General features: G+C 41.2%; 13 protein-coding genes. 11 read left to right on the top strand and 2 right to left on the bottom strand.

Annotated features, from left to right (window positions below; translation table 11 throughout):
- The first annotated feature begins 601 nt into the window (after positions 1-601).
- Genes ACQKFG_RS19245 through ACQKFG_RS19220 form a run of 6 tightly spaced genes read left to right on the top strand, consistent with a single transcriptional unit; the run spans position 602 to position 6671 of the window.
- Positions 602-1705, top strand: coding sequence for an amidohydrolase/deacetylase family metallohydrolase (locus ACQKFG_RS19245; RefSeq protein ID WP_427561799.1), 1104 nt, complete (start codon positions 602-604; stop codon positions 1703-1705).
- Positions 1683-2792, top strand: a complete 1110-nt coding sequence (locus tag ACQKFG_RS19240) for a DgaE family pyridoxal phosphate-dependent ammonia lyase (RefSeq protein WP_427561796.1) — start codon at positions 1683-1685, stop codon at positions 2790-2792. Before ACQKFG_RS19245 ends, ACQKFG_RS19240 begins: the two co-directional genes overlap by 23 nt.
- Positions 2789-3544 carry a 2-dehydro-3-deoxy-phosphogluconate aldolase gene (dagF, locus tag ACQKFG_RS19235; RefSeq protein WP_192204604.1) on the top strand — a complete coding sequence of 252 codons (756 nt, stop codon included), beginning with the start codon at positions 2789-2791 and terminating at the stop codon, positions 3542-3544. The genes ACQKFG_RS19240 and dagF overlap by 4 nt, the downstream gene beginning before the upstream one ends.
- A complete protein-coding gene (locus ACQKFG_RS19230) occupies positions 3537-4550 on the top strand; it encodes a sugar kinase (protein WP_349729515.1) in 1014 nt (337 codons plus the stop codon). The genes dagF and ACQKFG_RS19230 overlap by 8 nt, the downstream gene beginning before the upstream one ends.
- A gap of 17 nt (positions 4551-4567) precedes the next feature.
- Complete coding sequence (locus ACQKFG_RS19225) at positions 4568-5290, top strand: GntR family transcriptional regulator (RefSeq protein ID WP_427561791.1); 723 nt, start codon at positions 4568-4570, stop codon at positions 5288-5290.
- A 55-nt stretch (positions 5291-5345) separates the two neighbouring features.
- Complete coding sequence (locus ACQKFG_RS19220) at positions 5346-6671, top strand: gluconate:H+ symporter (RefSeq protein ID WP_427561788.1); 1326 nt, start codon at positions 5346-5348, stop codon at positions 6669-6671.
- Positions 6672-6882: 211 nt separating this feature from the next.
- On the opposite strand, the gene yppF is transcribed toward ACQKFG_RS19220, so the two are convergent.
- Both yppF and ACQKFG_RS19210 read right to left on the bottom strand, forming a co-directional pair.
- Positions 6883-7065, bottom strand: coding sequence for a YppF family protein (yppF, locus tag ACQKFG_RS19215; protein ID WP_076371344.1), 183 nt, complete (start codon positions 7063-7065; stop codon positions 6883-6885).
- 264 nt (positions 7066-7329) lie between these two features.
- The gene (locus ACQKFG_RS19210; RefSeq protein WP_192204608.1) at positions 7330-8619 is read right to left on the bottom strand and encodes an MFS transporter; all 1290 of its coding nucleotides are present in this window, start codon (positions 8617-8619) and stop codon (positions 7330-7332) included.
- 826 nt (positions 8620-9445) lie between these two features.
- Here ACQKFG_RS19210 and ACQKFG_RS19205 point away from each other — a divergent pair.
- The 5 genes from ACQKFG_RS19205 to ACQKFG_RS19185 all read left to right on the top strand — a co-directional run bounded on the left by ACQKFG_RS19205 (position 9446) and on the right by ACQKFG_RS19185 (position 14719).
- A complete protein-coding gene (locus tag ACQKFG_RS19205; RefSeq protein ID WP_427561783.1) occupies positions 9446-10261 on the top strand; it encodes an IclR family transcriptional regulator in 816 nt (271 codons plus the stop codon).
- A 266-nt stretch (positions 10262-10527) separates the two neighbouring features.
- Entirely contained in the window at positions 10528-11061 is a 534-nt protein-coding gene (locus ACQKFG_RS19200; protein WP_192204609.1) for a cupin domain-containing protein, read from the top strand.
- Between the two features lie 123 nt (positions 11062-11184).
- Complete coding sequence (locus ACQKFG_RS19195) at positions 11185-12123, top strand: VOC family protein (protein WP_427561779.1); 939 nt, start codon at positions 11185-11187, stop codon at positions 12121-12123.
- 85 nt (positions 12124-12208) lie between these two features.
- The gene (locus ACQKFG_RS19190; RefSeq protein ID WP_427561776.1) at positions 12209-13000 is read left to right on the top strand and encodes an SDR family oxidoreductase; all 792 of its coding nucleotides are present in this window, start codon (positions 12209-12211) and stop codon (positions 12998-13000) included.
- A 30-nt stretch (positions 13001-13030) separates the two neighbouring features.
- Positions 13031-14719 (top strand): thiamine pyrophosphate-binding protein, encoded by a 1689-nt coding sequence (locus tag ACQKFG_RS19185; RefSeq protein WP_427561773.1) that lies wholly within the window; start codon positions 13031-13033, stop codon positions 14717-14719.
- Positions 14720-14730 lie beyond the last annotated feature (11 nt).

Here is a 14730-nt window from a genome sequence, read left to right as displayed (position 1 = left end):
TTATGGAAAGCACCATTTCCTCTGTAACCAGGTAGTTAAATTAACGAGGGCTTCCCAATGAAAGGTTTGACTTAGTGCAATATAGATAAACTTGTTTTTTTACCATTAGCATCGACTGATGGATGATAAGCGTGATTTACCTGAATAATATGCTGCTATTAAACTATAAGGAATGCCAGCGAGTTCTGATGCCGGTGCAGGATACGGGCAGTACAGATAAATAAGTAAACTAAGGAAAAGGTTTTAATACAGTGATAATTGTACGTATTTCAATAGTTTTCTTTAAAAGCATTATTTTTGGATAATTAGAGTAGAGGCTTACATCAATCGTTAATTTGTAAAAATTCGTGAAGAATAAAACGATAAATTTTAAAAAAACTAAATGAAATTACATTATAAGGAAGGAACTGTTGAAAAGTAAGTGATAATCCATTAAAAATTCTGTAAATTTAATTAAACATTATAACGTTATATTGATTAGTTCAACAAAATATGATAATCTATTTTTGTAAAGAGAAATGAAATGAACTCTCACACAATTCAGTGTAACCGTATACAAAGTACTTGCAATCGATAGGATGTACCGAAAAGGATGAGGGAAATGGCAGATACGTTAGTTCTGAAGAATGTAAAGATGTTAGAGGGAAAAGCAGCGGATATCATACTGGAAAATGGGATGATTAAAGAAATCGCACTTCCCGGAACTGCAACAGGGGATAAGATAATAGATTATGATCAAAAAGTTTTTGTTTCCAGCGGATGGATTGATATGCATGTACATGCTTTCCCGGAATTCGATCCTTATGGTGATGAGGTTGATGAGATTGGATATAAAACGGGAGTAACAACGGTCATTGATGCGGGAAGCACGGGGGCAGACAGGATATCTGATCTCGTTAACAGCTGTGAAAATTCCAAAACGAATGTTTTCGCCTTTCTGAATATTTCGCGGATTGGCTTGAAAAGGATTGATGAGTTATCGGATATTTCATGGCTGGACGAAGGGGAATTAAGGAAGGCAATTTCCAAGTACGGGGATTTTGTCGTTGGACTTAAGGCGAGAATAAGTAAAAGCGTGGTTGGTCCAAATGGTGTCGAGCCATTAAAAATCGCTAGGAAGTTCTCGGCTGAAACTGGTTTACCATTAATGGTCCATATCGGTTCAGGGCCGCCTGATATTAAAGATGTCCTTGAATTACTTGAGGAAAAGGACATTATTACACATTTCTTAAATGGTAAAGCGAATAATTTATTTGATGAAAGAGAAGAGCCGCTTCCTGAGTTCAGTAAGGCGATTGAACGTGGTGTCCATTTGGATGTAGGTCATGGAACGGCAAGCTTTTCATTTAAAACTGCAGAAATGGCGAAAAAGCGGGGAATAAGCTTCAATACGATCAGTACGGATATATATCGGAAAAACAGAGAGAATGGGCCAGTTTTTAATATGGCTAATGTGCTTACAAAATTTTTGTATCTGGGTTATCCATTAAACGAAGTAATAGATGCCGTTACGGTCAATGCAGCAGCTTGGTTGCATAAACCCAAGCTTGGCAGGATTTCAGCTGGGGATATTGCGAACTTGACCTTATTCTCGATCAAGAATGAGCCGACCCTTTTAATGGATTCCGAAGGAGAAAAAAGGATGGCAGAAAAAAGGGTTGTCGTAAAAGGAGTGGTTATAAATGGAGAATTCATTGAATGCTAAATACGGTTTGAAAAGAGTCATAAATGCAAGCGGAAGAATGAGCATATTGGGGGTTTCTGCCCCAACTGACACAGTGATGGACGCGATGAAAAAAGGTGGGCAAAATTTTGTTGAAATTTCTGATTTAGTCGATAAGTCAGGCCAGCATATAGCGAAATTGCTTCATTCTGAAGCAGCTGTCGTCGTAAACTCAGCTTCAAGTGGGATTGCGCTTTCAGTAGCGGCGATCGTTACGGAAGGAAAAAGAAGGAAAAGCGAAAGGCTTCATCAAGATCTCATTCAAAAGAATGAAATCATCATGCTGAAAGGTCATAACGTTCAGTATGGTGCACCGGTTGAAACCATGATTTACCTTGGTGGCGGAAAATTGGTTGAAGTTGGGTATGCAAACGAAGGGAAGGCAGAACATATTGCGGATGCCATAAATGAAAATACTTCTGCCATTTTATACGTGAAATCGCATCATGCTGTTCAGAAAAATATGATATCGGTCGAAGAAGCATGGGAAGTGGCCAAAACGAATAATATCCCTCTGATTGTCGATGCAGCTGCGGAGGAGGATTTGGGGAAATATGTACAATTCTCCGACTTGGCCATTTATAGTGGATCAAAAGCCATTGAAGGACCCACATCCGGTATCGTTGCTGGCAGAAAAAAATATATTGAATGGGTAAAGGTTCAATTGCATTGTATCGGAAGGAGCATGAAGGTTGGAAAGGAAACTACCTTTGGGCTGCTTCAGGCATTGGATGAGTATTTCGTCAAGACAGATAAAAGCGAAAAAGAAAAAGCTAGTTTACAAGTTCTCACATCACTTGAATCCATTGAGGGCGTAAAAGTAACGATAGTTCAGGATGAAGCCGGCCGTGCCATATATAGAGCACGTATTTCCATTGATCCTTTAATAACGGAAACGACGGCGAAGGAAGTGAACGAGCAGCTCAGAAATGGGGATATCGCCATTTACACACGCGATTATGGGATACGGCAAGGCTTTTTCGATATAGATCCGCGTCCATTACAAGGTGATGATATACATGTCATCGAAGCACAATTAAGCACCATATTAGGAGGAAAACAGGGATGACAAACATTAAAAAACGGTTATTGAATGATCGTGTAGCCTTAAATGTACTTGCAAATAGTGTAGAAAATGCAGTGGAAGTCTTTGAAGCGGCGGAAGGCCATGTATTGGTTGGTGTACTCTCAAAGGATTATCCAACTGTGGAAGCTGGTGTTACAGCAATGAAAGAATACGGGGAAGCCATTGATGAAGCCGTTTCAATAGGATTGGGTGCGGGCGATAATAGACAGGCAGCGGTTGTCGCAGAAATTGCAAAACACTATCCAGGCAGTCATATTAACCAGGTTTTTCCTGCTGTTGGTGCTACGAGGGCCAATTTAGGCGATAATGACAGCTGGATAAATTCACTTGTTTCTCCAACTGGGAAAGCGGGTTATGTGAATATCTCCACTGGTCCAGTAAGTGCTGGTGCAAGTGAAACTGCCATTGTGCCTATCAAAGCTGCCATTGCACTGGTTCGCGATATGGGAGGGAATGCTCTGAAATACTTCCCGATGAAAGGCCTGAAGCATGAAGATGAATATCGTGCTGTCGCAAAGGCTTGTGGTGAAGAAGGATTTGCTTTGGAACCAACAGGTGGAATCGATTTAAATAATTTCGAGACTATACTAGAGATCGCATTAGAAGCAAAAGTGCCTAAAGTCATTCCCCATGTATATTCTTCCATCATCGATGAAGAGACTGGAAAAACGAATGGGGAGGATGTACGGAAATTATTGGCCATAACTAAAAAATTGGTTGAAAAATATGCCTAAAAGGATTGTGGCATTCGGGGAAGTAATGATGCGTTTACAGGTACCAGGGCATGAATTGCTATCACAGGCCAACACTCTGCAATACTCCTTTTCAGGCACGGGGGTAAACGTTGCTTCTGCGATGGCAAAGCTCGGTCATGAGGGGTTTCTTGTAACAAAGTTACCGGATAACCCACTTGGGGATTCCGCGATTTCATCTTTGCAGCGCTTAGGAATTGGAAGGAACTTCATCTCTAAAGGTGGCAAGTACTTGGGGATGTACTTTTTGGAAAATGGTTTTGGACAGCGGGCGAGCCGTGTCACATATTCCAATCGACTGGAAAGCAGTTTCAATACAGCCTCTTTATCCGATTATGACATGGATATGATTTCGGAAAGTACGGATATCATCCATTTTTGCGGAATCACGCTTGCAATGGCGGAAAATGTACGGGAAAGTATGAAGGTGCTGGCTAGAAAAGTCAAAGAAAAAGGCGGTACAGTCTGTTTCGATTGCAACTACCGCCCCTCTTTATGGGAGGGAGGTTATGCCGACGCAAAGCCTCATTATGAAGAAATGCTTACTTTGGCTGATATCGTCATGATGAATGAGAAAGACGCCCTATATATTTTAGGAATGAAGTCTGAAGGCTCCACTAGGGAAGAACAGCTAAACGAGTTGATCCCTGAGGTGGCGAAAAAATTCAATATTCAGTCGATAGCAGGGACACACCGTTCAATCAACAGTGATAATAGCCATACATTGAGGGGGTATATATACAAGGAAGAAACATTTTACTTTTCCGATATCCTATCATTTTCCGTATATGATAGAATAGGTTCAGGCGATGCTTACACCAGCGGAATCTTACATGGAGAATTACGAGGATATTCCCCTGAAAAGACAGTTCGGTTTGCGGCTGTTTCAGGAATGCTGGCATGTACTGTCGTTGGAGATACTCCTTTGGCAACCGAAAAGGAGATACTCTCGGCAATGGAAGGTAAAATGGAAGATATTAAGAGATAAAAGGCAGGAGATTAGGAATGAATGTGAACAGAAAAAATGGACCGATGTATTTACAGATAAAAGAAATATTAAAGGATCGTATTTTACATGGGGTTTATGCCATCGACACAAACATTCCCTCTGAGCCTCTTTTGGAAGAAGAATTTAACGTAAGTAAGGTCACTGTCCGTAATGCAATCAAAGAACTCGTGCAAGAGGGGTATGTTGAAAAGAAAAGCGGCAAAGGCACTAGGGTCATAGCTAATGGTTCGATTGTCAAACTTTCCAAAGGAAAGCGTTTCACAGAGCTGTTGGTGGAGGAGGGGCACTCCATTTTAAAAAAGGTGTTAAACATAAGTCATGTTGACCTTTCTTCGGACCCTAAGCTGCATTCTTTATTTGGTGACCATTGCATAAGTATCGAACGGATATATTTATTGGACAATGAACCTTATATTTACTTTACACATTATGTTTCACTCGATATGAACGAAGAAGATATGAAAGAGCTCCAGATCAATTCTTTGTACCGCTTTTTGGAAGATCAAAACGTCAAACTTGAAACATTCAGAGATGAGTTTGCCGTTGCTATCGCTCCGGATCACATTTGCGAAACACTGAAAATCGAAAACAGTAGTTTTGTATTAAAAAGGATTCGGATTTCCAGTGATGGGGACGGAAATGTTATGGAATACAGTGAAGGGTATTACAACACGGCTAAACAGAACTACATCGTGACATATAATGAGCCGGTACAATAATCCAATTATTGTATCGCATTGATTGTAAGCGATTTCAATAGGGTGGGGAGAACATATGGATCTATATTTATTAGGAATCACGCTGATAGCCATCGTAATTGTTATTTTGGGGGTATCATGGTGGAAATGGCATGCATTCATTAGCTTGACTGTAGCCAGTTTATTTTTAGCGGTTTTTTCAGGACTGCCGATGGACAAGATTGTAGGAGCATATGAAACGGGTGTCGGAGCGGTCCTTGGTCACCTTATTGGAATATTGGCTTTAGGGACCATCTTAGGAAAGATGATGTCCGACTCTGGAGCCGGTATGCAGGTTGCTGACTTTTTCATTAATAAATTCGGCGTGAAGAACCTGCCGTGGGCCATGCTTTTATCTGGTTTCATCATAGGCATTCCGGTATTTTTCGAGGTTGGTTTAGTAATATTGCTGCCTTTGGTCATTTCCATTCGGAAATCAACCAAAGTAAACATCTTGTTAATTGGTATTCCTGTACTTGCTGGTTTATCGATCGTACATGGGCTGGTACCTCCGCATCCGGGAGCCATGACAGCTATTGGAATCTATAATGCAAACATGGGACAAGTACTTCTGTACTCATTGATCATCGCATTCCCGACTGCTGTAATTGCCGGACCGCTATTCGCAAAATGGGTTCAAAAACGGGTTATTCCTGTTGGGGAACCGGAATTGATACGGGTGATAACAAAGTCAAGTGGTTTACCAGGGACTGGGGTTTCGTTCTTCATCATCCTTTTGCCTGTATTGTTGATGGTTTTAACTGTCTTGGCTCCTTATTTGCCGCTACCGGGTTCCGTTGAAAAATTCTTATTGTTTATCGGCAGTCCGGTGATTGCCCTATTAATCTCCTGTTTTGCTGCTTACTACTTCTTGGGATACAGACAGGGAATGGACAAATCACTAATTAAAAAGTTGACGGAAGAATGCCTGTTGCCATTAGCCTCCATAATCCTTATTATCGGTGCTGGCGGAGGATTCAAGCAAATTTTAATTGATAGTGGCGTAGGGACTGCAATCGCTTCCATGTCTGAAGAAATTTCATTATCCCCGATCGTTCTTGCATTCCTTGTGGCCGGATTGATTCGGATTGCCACAGGTTCTGCAACCGTCGCTTTGACCACGGCAGCAGGGATCGTTTCACCGGTCGTTGCCAATATGACAGGTGTTAATCTAGAATTGCTCGTTATTGCCACGGGAGCAGGCTCACTTATGTTCTCCCATGTTAATGACGCAGGTTTCTGGTTGGTAAAAGAATATATGGGACTAACCGTTAAAGAAACATTCAAAACATGGACAGTCATGGAAACATTACTTTCCTTCGTGGCATTCGGTTTGGTTTTAATTTTCGATATATTCATTTAATTAAAGAAAATTTCTCAATGTCTGAATAAGTAACATTTACCTCCGTGAACTGTCTTGGGGTGACAGATCACGGAGGCTTTTATTTAGTCATGGAACATACTGGGGGTGGAGAAAATGACCGGTTTTACTCTTAATGATAGGTCATTGCAGAAACCAGAAACAAAATTCATTCACAATCGGAAGTAGTTAGACTATTGACAAGGGGGCAGTTTCATCCAGGAGATGTTTGTTTGGCTCCTCGAAGATATAAGTCCTGACAGAGACTTCTATATTGGAAGATTGACAGCTTCCCGTTTACATATTCATTCTGAATATAATCTAATAATTCATTGGCATGGTTAGGCTTTTGACGTTTTTCCTGAATATAATGGAGAATTAAAACTTCTATATTCACACACTCACCTTACTTGACAAGTATTTTTTTCCATTAACAATATAACATGGGCATTCAAAAAAATATCATTTTTTGAATATTTTAACTATCGACATATTTATACAAATAAGGATTGATTCGGAATAGCGGTGGGGAATTTTATCGGGTAATGCAAAAAAGAGCGATATTGTACTGACTTACTTTTAAGTCGGCACAAGAAAAAACCCTTGAAAATTCAAGGGTTGGATTGTTAATTAAGGTGACAAAACTGATTTTACAAGGACTTCATGCTTGTATCTTTTGTACAGGTATAGGTGATAAGCGCAGCTCTGCGGCTTCTCTCTTAATGGAGAATAAATAAGCTGCCAAACCTAAGATGGCTGTAAAAATCAGCATGGCGATCGATGAACTGAAATCCCCGCCAGACAAGTCACGAAGCCATCCCATGATATAGCTCGAAAAGCCGCCCATGATATTCGTGAATCCAATTAGGCCAGCGGCCCGTCCTGCCGTTTCAGGTGTTGAGTATTTTACCATGAGCATATTACTTAAATGGAACACACCGCCTTGACATCCCATTGCCAGTCCCATACATAGTCCGGCTAAAATTGGATTGGGGATGAAGATCGCTACAGTCAGAAAGACTGCTGTCAATGAAAATAGAATCGTGGCCATCAAACTTGGACGTCTGGTTTTGTCAGCCAGAAAACCGCATGCCAAGACAAATCCTAAAGCGAATAGCCAGGAAAGTGAAGTGATACTCGACATTCCTTCCTTTTCGAATCCTTTTGCTTCAATGAGGTAGGTAGGAAGCCAAATGCTGATACCGAAAAATAAAAAGGAGCATACAAGCATGCCGAACCAAACAATCCAGAAACGATAATCTTGGGCGAAACTCTTATTCTCGGAGGCAGCGGTTTCTTTCACTTCATCATCCGTTTGGCGAATGAAAGCCAATTCCTCCTTACTTATACGGGGGTGCTCTTCTGGTGTATTCCGTGTCATAAAGATGAACATCGGGATATTTATAAATAAGTTGAATGCTGCAAGCATAAAGAAAGCTGCCTGCCAGTGGAGTAAAGATATCACGAGCACCAAAACAATGGCTCCCATTGCCGGACCTAAATAGTTACCGGTAAGCCATGATGCCTGGGCCCTCCCCAATTCCCGTTTATTAAACCAGTTAGAAATGAATTTGCCGGATACCGGAATCATCATCCCCTCACCAAAACCAAGAATGATCCTGCTTATTAAAAACATTTCATATGAATTTGCCAGGCCTGACATAATCATCGTGAGTGTCCAAACGAATAAACCGGCAATGGCTGTTTTTCGGGCACCTAATTTATCAATGATGAAACCCCAAAAAAGATTGGAAACTCCATAGGCAATGGTGAATACAAAAGATAGAAGACCAATCTTTGCATTTTTGTCATCGCCTGTCATACCGAGTGCATGCAAGAATTCAGGATCTGTTTGAATGATGGAAATGCCAACCTTATCAATTTGTCCGAAAAACCAAAAGAAAAAAATTGGAACGGCAATATACAACCATCTTTTTTGCCCATTTAACATAATACCATCTCCTTGTCGCTTTTTAGCATTCCCTAAAAACACTTACCATTGCAAATAAGTGAATTACGGTTACCCCTTTAGAAAGGTACTAGTTTTGATTTTTCATGCGCGTAATCCCGCCTTTCTATAATTTTGATAGATAAAAAGTCCCGGAAATGTTTTGTAAGGAAAACAAAGTTTTACTTTCTTAACGATAAATTAAAATAATTTGATTGTCAATTTAATATTTTGACAATTTTCTATTTTTAGAATAAACAAACTTATAAGCGCTTTCATATTTAAAACAGAGTTCCATTGCAGCCTTTTTTACATTCTTTGAGAATTATTTAATCAAATGAGTGGATGGACCTCTATCACGGACTTAAAAATAGAAGTATTTAATCTTTTATGTCAAAAAAACAAATTATCATCAAATTATCAAAAATTCCGACTTATCGATATTGAATTTAAAAGCAGGAAAATCTATAATTCATTTATGTTGTTTTGTATATAAAATACTTAATATGGAAAAATTATGATTTTGGCAGAATATATCGATGTATAATTCTTTATTTGTTTTCATTTGTAATATTCGTTATATTTGGTTGAATCGAGCTTTTCTATTGATACGTCAATTAAGCTAGACTTCCACATAGTTTTATATATGTAAATATGATTTAATTGACACATATACACTAATCTATTTTAAACAAATGATCTTCCAGAACTTCCAGAAAAAAATGTACATATACTTGCAAGTTCTTCTTTGTAGGTATGAAGAAAGTTTTACTGAATGGGTTATATTCAGGAGGAAATGAGATTTATTTACAACGGGGGGAATTCTCGAATGGCAAGCGAAGAAAAAGAGAAAGAGAAATATAGTGCTAATTCATTGGTTAGAGGATTGGAAATCATAAAGCTCTTTAATGAGGGACAGCCGAGTTTGTCTCTTTCAGAAATTGCAAAACAACTGGGAGTAAGCAGAACGGTACCATATCGTTTATTATTCACATTACAAAATATCGGTTATTTGTCTCAGGATGAACATACCAAACGTTATAGCTTAACCCCAAAGGTTCTTGAATTGGGATTCAGCTATTTGAATAGCTTGAAATTCCAGGAAATTGTCCAACCATATATGGAGAACTTGCGTGATGAAATCGGAGCCTCCTGCCATCTATCCATTTTGGATGGGCAGGAAGTTGTTTATGTTGGAAGTGCCCCAATCAGAGGTGTATCCGCTGTCAATGTGAACATAGGTTTACGGCTGCCGGCACATGCATTGGCCAATGGAAAATTACTTTTGGCATATCAACCGAAAGAAATGTTAATGCAAATGTTCAAAATATCAAACCTGACACCTTATACAGACAAAACACTCACCGCGCCGGGTGAATTTCAAAAACAGCTGGATTCAATCCGGCAGAATGGTTATTCGATGACAAGCGGGGAATTCCACCCTGGCATCCGTTCTGTTGCCGCTCCGATTTTTGACCGGACTGGGAAAGTATTGGCTGCATTGAATGTCGTGGCAACTGAGTCTGCTTACCAAGAGGATTTCATCGATAAAATTGCCTTGCCGAAACTTTTGGAAGTTTCTCGGCAGTTATCTGTTTATATGGGATATAGCGGGGTTAAGCCGTATCAACACGAAGATGTCTGATCTTACTTGAGCCCCAATCTATTAATAAGTTAATAACCTTTTTCGAAAGTGTGGATCTCCCAATAGGGTATCCACACTTTTTTTTGTTTAAGAAATACGTTTATCCCGAAGCGCCAAGCGTTCGAATTATAAAATGGTTTTAAATATTCTAAAAATTAATTGACATTGAAGCGGTTTCATTTTAGACTTAATTCATAGACAAAACATTGTTTTGCTTGTAAAACATGATGCGTTTTAGTAACAACCAATAAGGGAGGAATTTTAAAATGACAAAAGAAGCTTTTTCAGTGAAGGATTTTGAAAAAAAATATGTTGCCCGATTGAAAGACCGTTCGCTTGATTGGGATGTCTTGAAGTTCCAGGAAGAAATCGATCCCGCTTATCGACGCGCACAGATGAGATATATCGGACGTGGTGCCACTGCCAATAACGATACGAATGTAATTGCAGGTGAACATTTCACTTTAAGCACAATGGTGCTGCCCCCGGGATGTATCGGTCCTTTGCACCTTCACGACGATGTTGAAGAAGTGTTTTTTATTCTAGAGGGTGAAGTCACGGCATTAATTCAAGAGGATAGCTACAGCGAAGTGCATGAAATTAAATTAAGTGCGAGAGATTGCATCAGCAGCCCACCAGGGGTTTATCGGGGAATTAGAAATGACGGGGATGTGGAGGCGCGCATGCTCGTGATGTTAGGGGCAGTGAAGCCTAATTTACCGACATATCCTGAAGGCAGTGACCTGGAAGAACTGCGTAAACAGCGCGCTAAAGAAAGAGAAGCCATTATTAAAGACTGATTATTTAGCCGAAAAGGGCACCTGCATTATGAAAATTAATGAGGCGCCCTTTTCGATTAGATTGTTAAATATGGCCCATGCAATTTATCTAAAGGCCAATCTAAATTATGGGAGGTATGAAAAATGCTTGGGATTACTCATTTACGACATATAAGCATGATAACTCCGAATTTCGATGATCAAGCAGAGTTTTATGAAAAGGTTTGGGGACTGGATAGAGTGGATGTTCCGGAAGAGGAGAATACGGTTTATTTCCGCGGGGCTGGACCGGAACATCATATTTTAAGCCTTCACAAGGGAGAAAAACGTGGTTTGCATCATATAGCTTTTGGCATGGTCGATAAAAATGCGGTGGATCGTGCAGCAGGGATATTACAGTCGAAGGGCGTTCGAATTATTGAACCGCCTGGATATTTGAATGAAGCAGGTGCCGGTTATGGCATGCGGTTTATTGATCCGGAAAACCGCGTAATAGAGCTTTCGGCTTGGGTGGAAGTACAAACGTCTATATGGAGCAAGAAAAATGTTGATCCAGTGAAACTGAACCACGTTGTAATGAACACAAAGAACTTGGATATGATCGTTGAGTTTTATACGGATGTACTTGGGTTTAAAGTTACAGATTGGAGTGAGCACCAAATGTCATTCCTGCGATGCAACAGGAAACATCACTCCATTGCCTTCAATCAAGATGAGCATGCGTCAGTCAATCATATCGCATACGAGGTCGATTCCGTGGATGAACTGATGCGGGGAATAAGCAATGTGCGAAAAGCGGGCTTGTCAGAACTTTGGGGACCTGGACGTCATGGGCCTGGAGACAATATTTTCTGTTATTTTCAAGACCCAGGCGGTTTTGTTATGGAGTATACATGTTATCTGGAAACGATCGAAGATGAAGCGGAGTGGAGGGCACGTGTATGGAAACGGGTTCCGCATTTAATGGATCAATGGGGGATTGCAGGTCCGCCGAAACCAGAAGCCCGCAAAGCAATGGGAGGAGATCCCGATCCAGGCTGGGTTGATTCTAAGATAGATGATTCAATCATGGCGGAAAAATGAGGAGGATATTGATTTCCTCCCATTATTCTGGTGCGTAATTAGGAAAAGCGTTTAAGGAAAATGGTTTTGAAAAGGAGTGACGAGAGTGGATTTAGGATTGCAAGGAAAAGTGGCTGTCATAATGGGCGGCACGTCGGGCGTGGGATTAAAAACAGCAGAAATGTTTCTGGCTGAGGGAGCGAAAGTGGCTATATGCGGCAGAAGTGCAGAGCGTATGGAGAGTGCACAAACACAATTGCTTTCATTTGGTGAAAAGGCAGATATTTTTGCATCACCATGTGATGTCACCTCAAAATCGGATGTGGATTCTTTCATTAATGGTACCGCTGAGAGGTTTGGGGGAATCGATATATTGGTGAATGCAGCCGGTCAAAGCGTGATGGGTCACTTTTTTGACATAACGGATGAGCAGTGGGAAGAACAGATTCAGTTAAAGTTCTTTGCCATCATATATGCCGTTCGTGCATCGCATCCTCATTTATTGAAAAGGGGAGGAGGGCGGATCATTAATATTAATGCAACGCTTGCTAAAGAACCTGAACGTCATATGGTAGCGACTGCAGCAGCAAGGGCTGGTCTCCTTAATTTAAGCAAAACCTTGTCCCAGGAATTGGCTTTTGACAATATATTGGTTAATTCAGTGAGTCTTGGATTGATCCGGACGGATCAATGGGAGCGAAGAAGATTGAAAAATGCGCCTGATATGGACCCAGAAGAGTATTACGGAGACCTTGCGAAAAAACGGAATATCCCTCTTGGCCGCGTTGGTGAAGCGGAAGAAGTGGCCAGTGTCATCGTTTTCCTTGCTTCAGACAAAGCAAGTTATGTAGCGGGTTCGACGATTGAGACGGCAGGAGCAATCGGAAAGGCACTATAAATATATTACTAAAAAAGGTAGGATAACGCGATGAAAATACAAGAAGAATTAGAGTTTACGACCGCCGATTCCATCGTAAAGGAGCTTGTTCAGGCAGGAGTGGAAGCTGCTTTCGGGATTGTCAGTATTCACAATATGCCAATCTATGATGCAATTCTTAGAGAAGGGAGCATCAAACTCATTTGTTCACGCGGTGAGAGCGGTGCCGTAAATATGGCTGATGGATATGCCCGCGCCACAGGGAAATTGGGTGTAGTGATTACAAGTACCGGAACAGGGGCAGGAAATGCTGCTGGTTCACTAGTGGAAGCATGGGCAGCTGGTGTCCCCCTTCTTCATCTTACCGGTGAGGTGGCTTCTTCTTATCTTGGTACAGGCAAAGGATACATACATGAGTGTAAAGACCAGCTTTCAATGATGAGAGGAGCTTGTAAAAATGCAGTGAGGCTTAGAAACCCTGACCAATCTGCAGCAGTGGTAAGGAAGGCGATCCAAGAAGCCTTAACTGCACCAACGGGTCCGGTTACATTGGAAATCCCGATTGACTTTCAATCGGCGATCATAGAAGATCTTTCACTCGAGGGGCTGCGGGCCTCAACATCTGAAACAAATGCATTGCCATTTATTCCTGAAAAAGCCGTGCAAAAAATCTTAGGCGCACGCCGTCCTGTAATATGGGCAGGTGGTGGAGTCATCAGTGCCAATTCATCGCAAGAGCTGCAAAAATTAGCGGAACTCCTTGGTGCAGCGGTTATAACAAGTCAGTCAGGAAAAGGGTCGATTCCAGAAAACCACGAACAATGCATCGGACATTTTGCAGCATATGAAACAACAAAAGAGTTTTTAAGAAATGCAGATTTATTGATTAGCGTAGGTGTAAGGTTTAGGGGGAATGAAACATCCAACTGGAAAGTGCCGGTGCCACAAGAACATATAGCGATCGATGCGGATTGGCAGGCCATTAACAGGAACTATAAAGCCACGTTAGGATTGGTTGGTGATGCAAAAGGTATGTTAGCTGCCATCATTCAAAAACTCGAAGAACATTCAGTTCATGCGGAGCCTTCTTATTTACAAGAAGTTCTTTCGCTTAGAAATGAAGTGCGCGCTCAACTCAGGGAAACGCTTGGACCTTATGAGCAATTTGTGGATGGTATGGGGGAGATATTACCAGACGATACCATTCTGGTTCGAGATGTAACCGTACAGGCAAACGTTTGGGGCAGCCGTTTATTTGAAGTCTATGAACCAAGAACATCCATTCATGCATCAGGCGGGGGAATTGGTCAAGGTCTTCCAACAGCAATCGGTGCCCAAATGGGGTGTCCGGATAAAACCGTTGTTCTTATGGCTGGAGACGGTGGGTTTATGGTGAATGTCGGGGAAATGGTTACTGCAGCCGAAGAAAACTTACCAGTTATCATCGTTTTATTCGATGACTCAGGCTATGGGGTTCTTCGCAATATTCAAACAGCCGCATATGGTCGGCAGGTAGCCGTGGATTTATTGAGTCCTGATTTTGTGAAACTGGCTGAGTCCATGCATTTTGATGCTGTCCGTATTGGTTCTGGAGATGAATTCATATCCGAACTGAAAAAGGCAAAGGAAAGACGTAAACCCTCAATGATCGTTGTTGATATGGAAGCTGTGGGGCCTATGGCCAAGCCATTTGGCGGACCTCCAGGAGCTGCGGAAGCGTTCAAGCCCAAAAAACTATAAGGAGGATTGAC

Origin of the sequence: Peribacillus sp. NPDC076916 (assembly GCF_050269675.1) — a bacterium.
Lineage (GTDB): Bacteria > Bacillota > Bacilli > Bacillales > DSM-1321 > Peribacillus > Peribacillus aracenensis.
The sequence above is the reverse complement of the archived record's forward strand: the minus strand, read 5'-3'. Positions and strand labels throughout refer to the sequence as shown.

What these genes read in the sequence shown, in the direction of transcription:
- ACQKFG_RS19185 (WP_427561773.1), top strand. Translation starts at nt 13,031, where the DNA reads ATGAAAATACAAGAAGAATTAGAGTTTACGACCGCCGATTCCATCGTA.
- ACQKFG_RS19230 (WP_349729515.1), top strand. Translation starts at nt 3,537, where the DNA reads ATGCCTAAAAGGATTGTGGCATTCGGGGAAGTAATGATGCGTTTACAG.
- ACQKFG_RS19240 (WP_427561796.1), top strand. Translation starts at nt 1,683, where the DNA reads ATGGAGAATTCATTGAATGCTAAATACGGTTTGAAAAGAGTCATAAAT.
- ACQKFG_RS19195 (WP_427561779.1), top strand. Translation starts at nt 11,185, where the DNA reads ATGCTTGGGATTACTCATTTACGACATATAAGCATGATAACTCCGAAT.
- dagF (WP_192204604.1), top strand. Translation starts at nt 2,789, where the DNA reads ATGACAAACATTAAAAAACGGTTATTGAATGATCGTGTAGCCTTAAAT.
- ACQKFG_RS19220 (WP_427561788.1), top strand. Translation starts at nt 5,346, where the DNA reads ATGGATCTATATTTATTAGGAATCACGCTGATAGCCATCGTAATTGTT.
- ACQKFG_RS19210 (WP_192204608.1), bottom strand. Translation starts at nt 8,619, where the DNA reads ATGTTAAATGGGCAAAAAAGATGGTTGTATATTGCCGTTCCAATTTTT.
- ACQKFG_RS19225 (WP_427561791.1), top strand. Translation starts at nt 4,568, where the DNA reads ATGAATGTGAACAGAAAAAATGGACCGATGTATTTACAGATAAAAGAA.
- ACQKFG_RS19205 (WP_427561783.1), top strand. Translation starts at nt 9,446, where the DNA reads ATGGCAAGCGAAGAAAAAGAGAAAGAGAAATATAGTGCTAATTCATTG.
- ACQKFG_RS19245 (WP_427561799.1), top strand. Translation starts at nt 602, where the DNA reads ATGGCAGATACGTTAGTTCTGAAGAATGTAAAGATGTTAGAGGGAAAA.
- ACQKFG_RS19200 (WP_192204609.1), top strand. Translation starts at nt 10,528, where the DNA reads ATGACAAAAGAAGCTTTTTCAGTGAAGGATTTTGAAAAAAAATATGTT.